Annotated in this window: 3 protein-coding genes; 2 read left to right on the top strand and 1 reads right to left on the bottom strand. The window is 57.4% G+C overall.

Annotated features, from left to right (window positions below):
* Positions 1–1,090, top strand: a 1,090-nt coding sequence (locus tag E1180_RS00280; RefSeq protein ID WP_244313911.1) for a TAXI family TRAP transporter solute-binding subunit, incomplete at its 5' end; no start/stop codon positions are given.
* Between the two features lie 134 nt (positions 1,091–1,224).
* Positions 1,225–3,507 (top strand): TRAP transporter permease, encoded by a 2,283-nt coding sequence (locus E1180_RS00285; RefSeq protein WP_155189096.1) that lies wholly within the window; start codon positions 1,225–1,227, stop codon positions 3,505–3,507.
* A gap of 346 nt (positions 3,508–3,853) precedes the next feature.
* Here the strand turns inward: E1180_RS00285 and E1180_RS00290 are convergent.
* The coding region (locus E1180_RS00290) for a site-specific integrase (RefSeq protein ID WP_155189097.1) at positions 3,854–4,496 on the bottom strand (643 nt) is incomplete at its 5' end.

Genomic DNA, 4,496 nt, shown 5'->3' on the forward strand with positions numbered 1-4,496 from the left:
CCGGTATAGCGTGGATTTTGGTGAAGGGTCATCCCCGCCGCTCACAGGAGGATGTGAGCCGGGACAACGGACCCTTTGCGAAGAATATGTGGAGGAACTCATGAAAATCATCACGATGACCGGCGCTTTTGTGATCGCCGCCTTGACCGCAACCGCAACGGTCGCAGATACAGTCGACAAGACCGGCTGGCCCGAGAGCTTTACCGTGGGAACGGGATCGCAGGGCGGAACCTATTTCGGATACGGCACAGGTTGGGCCAACATTGCCGGTGAAGAACTTGGTGTATCCGGCGCTGCCGAGGTTACGGGCGGGCCAATGCAGAACATGGCATTGGTCCATTCCGGCGACCTGCCGTTCGGCATGACCACCATGGGTCCTGCGGCTGAATCGATTGCCGGTTCGAATCCGATCGCACCCGGTTTGAAAATGGACAAGGCCTGCGCCATGTTCCCGATGTACCAGACCCCGTTCTCGATCACGGCCCTGTCTTCCTCCGGCATCAGCTCCGTTGCCGACATTCCGGAAGGTGCCCGGATCGGGTTCGGCCCGGCCGGGTCGACGTCCGACACCTATTTCCCTCGTATGATGGAAGAGCTTGGTGTCAAGTTCGAGCGCCGCAACGGCGGCTGGTCGGATCTCGGTAGTCAGCTGCAGGACGGCCTCCTGGATGTGATTGCGTTCGCCGCAGGCGTGCCAGTTCCGGCTGTTAGCCAGCTGGAAGTGCAGACTGACATCAACATCATTGAATTTACCGAAGCAGAACAGGCCGCTATCACCAAGGCCTTTCCAGTGGCAAATTTCGACATTGCAGCAGACAGCTACACAACGCTGGAGGCCCCGGCACGGTCCGTCTCCATGTGGAACTTCGCGATCGCCAACTGCGATCTGCCTGAAACCTTCGTGTACGGTGTCGTCAAGGCGGTCATGTCCGACAATGAGCGCATGGTCGCCACTCACAAGGCTGCCCGTTCGACGCTGCCGGAGTTCTGGGACCGCAACCAGGTCATGAAGTGGCACCCGGGTGCTGCGCGCTGGTTTCAGGAAACCCAGGGCGCCGATATTCCTGCCGACATGATCTACGGCAACTGATCGCCAGTCGTGCCTGCACGGGGAGATCCTCCTCGTGCGGGTGCCGGATCTATACAAGACCCGTCCGAGCGCGAGACGGTGAATACCCCGACAATAGAAGACAGAGCCGCCAAAATCGGCCGTTGCAGGAACCCATGACAGACAAGATCGCCCAGTCGGCCGAAGATGTCGGCGACAAAGTTCTGGCTGAAGGTGTCGATGAAGAACCGATCGAGAGTAATCGCCGTCTCTTTGACGGGCGCGCCTATCTCGTCATGGCAGGCCTGTCCGCGCTTTACGCGGCATTTCACATGGTTGCGCTCAATGGCGTCTCCATTTCGGCATGGACCGGGATAACCATTCCCTTCCTGCCGCAGTTTCCGATGGAGACGTGGAATTTCCGTATTGCGCATATTGCCGGTGCCCTGGCGCTCGGCTTTCTGCTCTTTTCCGCTCACTTCTTTCACGCAACCGGCGCGCCGCAACGAGAAACACGTGTCGTCAGCATTCTCGCGCTGCTTCTTCTTGCGCCTGCCTTCGTTTCGGGGGCAACGGCGATCAGTTTCGTTCATATGATCCATTCAGGCACCCTGCCGCAGATGGGCGGGTTAACGACCTGGGCGGCTTTTCCGGGCACAGAGATCTACGAAAACGAAGTGTGGTGGTTCGGCATTCCGTTGCTGATCGCAACCTTCGGAGCGATTGTAGCGGGCTGGCTTGAGCGCCGGGGGCGCGAGCGCTTTGCCGCATCCGATGTCGTACTTGCGGTCTGCGCCTTGGTTGTCGCGACCTATTTCATCGCCATCTATGACACGGCGGCCAGAAATTCCGTCGGAACAACATTCGTTCCGATCGGAGTTGCCTTCGCCGCGACGGCGGGATCTGCAATGATCCTGGAACTCACACGCCGGGTCGCTGGCCTTGCCCTGGTCATCATCACCGCCGTGTTCCTGATCTATACATTCAGCGCCCACCTGCTTCCCGGCATTCTGGCGGTTCAAAACGCCTACACTTGGCAGCGCTTCTTCGGACATGTTTATTCTGATGCCGGTATTCTGGGGCCGACCACGGCGGTTTCGTCGACCTACATCATTCTCTTCATCATCTTCGCTGCTTTCCTTCAGGCCTCCAAAGTGGGCGACTATTTCGTGAATTTCGCCTTTGCCGCAGCTGGACGCGCGCGCGGAGGGCCGGCGAAAGTGGCTATCTTCGCGTCCGGACTGATGGGCATGATCAACGGCACATCCGCCGGGAATGTCGTTGCCACTGGTTCGCTCACGATTCCGCTTATGAAACGGGTCGGCTACGAAAAGAAGACTGCAGGGGCCGTTGAGGCCGCCGCTTCCACGGGCGGCCAGATCATGCCGCCTATCATGGGGGCAGGCGCCTTTATCATGGCGGAGATCACGGGCATTCCCTACCAGGATATCGCGATTGCCGCGATCATTCCGGCCGTTCTCTACTTTGTCTCCATCTATTTCATGGTTGACTTCGAAGCAGCAAAACTCGGTATGCGCGGCATGCGTGACGACGAGCTCCCTAACTTCCGGGACATGGTGGCGCGGGTCTATCTCTTCGTGCCTATCGTCATTCTGATCGCGGCCCTCTTCATGGGGTATTCGGTCATCCGTGCCGGGACGCTGGCAACCGTCTCAGCCGCTGTCGTCTCCTGGTTCACGCCGCACCGCATGGGGCTTCGCTCGATAATCAAGGCCTTCGAGCTGGCTGGTGTGATGTCGATCCAGATCATCGCCGTGTGTGCCTGTGCTGGCATCATCGTCGGCGTGATCAGCCTGACGGGTGTCGGGGCCCGTTTCTCAAGTCTGCTTCTTGACCTAGCAGCAACCAGTCAACTCCTGGCCCTCTTCTTTGCCATGTGCATCGCGATCCTGCTGGGTATGGGCATGCCGACAACTGCTGCCTACGCGGTTGCGGCCTCAGTGGTGGCTCCGGGATTGGTTCAGCTGGGCATTCCAACGCTGACGGCACATTTCTTCGTCTTTTATTTCGCCGTTCTGTCGGCAATTACACCACCGGTGGCGTTGGCGAGCTACGCAGCCGCGGGGATCTCCGGCGCGAACCCGATGGCAACCTCCGTCACCTCGTTCAAGTTCGGGCTGGCCGCGTTCATTGTACCGTTCATGTTCTTCTACAATTCGGCAATTCTCATGGACGGCCATGTCCTCGACATCATGCGCGCTGGCGGAACGGCAATCGTGGGCGTGTTCCTGCTGAGTTCAGGCGTCCAGGGCTGGTTCCTCGGCAAGGTCGCCGCGTCCTACTTGCGGCTTGGCCTTGCCGCGTCTGCTCTGTTGATGATCGAGGGGGGGCTTTGGACAGACCTCGCCGGATTGACGATTGCAGCTCTGGTATTTGTTCTTCAGCGCCTGGTTCAACCCAAAGCTGGAGAGAGCATTCCCGTGCGCGGGGCAGATTAGGCTGGATAGACTTCTATGTCGCGCTGCTTGAAAGTTCTGCTGCCATTGTAAGGAAAGCAGAACTGAGGTTTTCTACTTCTGCTCCATCGAGGTGTTTGCGTTTTCTGCGCAGAGCAACAGTTATGCGTCACTAGGATGCAAGCAAATTCATAGTGAAGAGGTGCGGATACGCATCTGAAAAAAGCAAAGCTCATAGAGATCATTTTGAAATAGAAAATTTTATTTCAACTTTCGAACGCGCAGAGAAATAACAAGAAAATTTGACCCAATTCGGGAAGTTGTCGCTCTGAGTTGGCGCGCCAGCCCAGATGGGCCCCCTTGAAAGGCAAGAGCCACCATCTGTGGCTCAACTCTTCAGAAGGGCTTGTGCCATCGCCTTTAATACACCTCTATCTGCTGGCGAGACTCGATTGATCAGATCTGTAAGTTCTCTATCTGTGTCTCGAAATTCAACGCGTTCCCAAATGCCATTGATCAACTGACGCTGACGGCCTTCACCGAGCGTCGCGTAGTGCTCCATGGTCGTCGCCATGTCTTCATGACCCAGATTTTGGCTGAGAGCCTTCAGTTCCACAGGTGATTGCGCCCAGGTCAGGCACATGCGGGCTAATGTGGACCTGATCGAATGCGGGCAAAAATAGGGAACACCTGCAACGCGGGTCGCCTTCCTGATGATCTCCCGCACCGGCGCGGCGGTTCTCCAGAATTCCTCCTTATGGTTAGCGCGGGGGCTACGAACCGCACTGGGTGTTCTTGGAAAGAGCGGATCATCGCCTTCTGCTCCTGAGGTGTGTCTCTCCACGACCCAGCGCGTCACGATCGCAGAAATGTCATTTTCTACCGGAAACCATGTCGTTCGCATGGTCTTGGAAAACTTGGTTTTAACTTCCCTGGCATCCTGGAGAACACGGCGTCCTACTACGTCCACATGCTTGAGACGTAAAGTGACAAGGGCACCGTCCCGAACACCAGTGAGGAACAGAAAGGCA

The sequence above is a fragment of the Roseibium denhamense genome, assembly GCF_009711415.1.
In the GTDB taxonomy this organism is placed as follows: domain Bacteria; phylum Pseudomonadota; class Alphaproteobacteria; order Rhizobiales; family Stappiaceae; genus Roseibium; species Roseibium denhamense.

Bases quoted from the DNA above. Each gene is read 5' to 3' on its own strand.
- E1180_RS00285 (WP_155189096.1), top strand. From the start codon at position 1,225: ATGACAGACAAGATCGCCCAGTCGGCCGAAGATGTCGGCGACAAAGTT.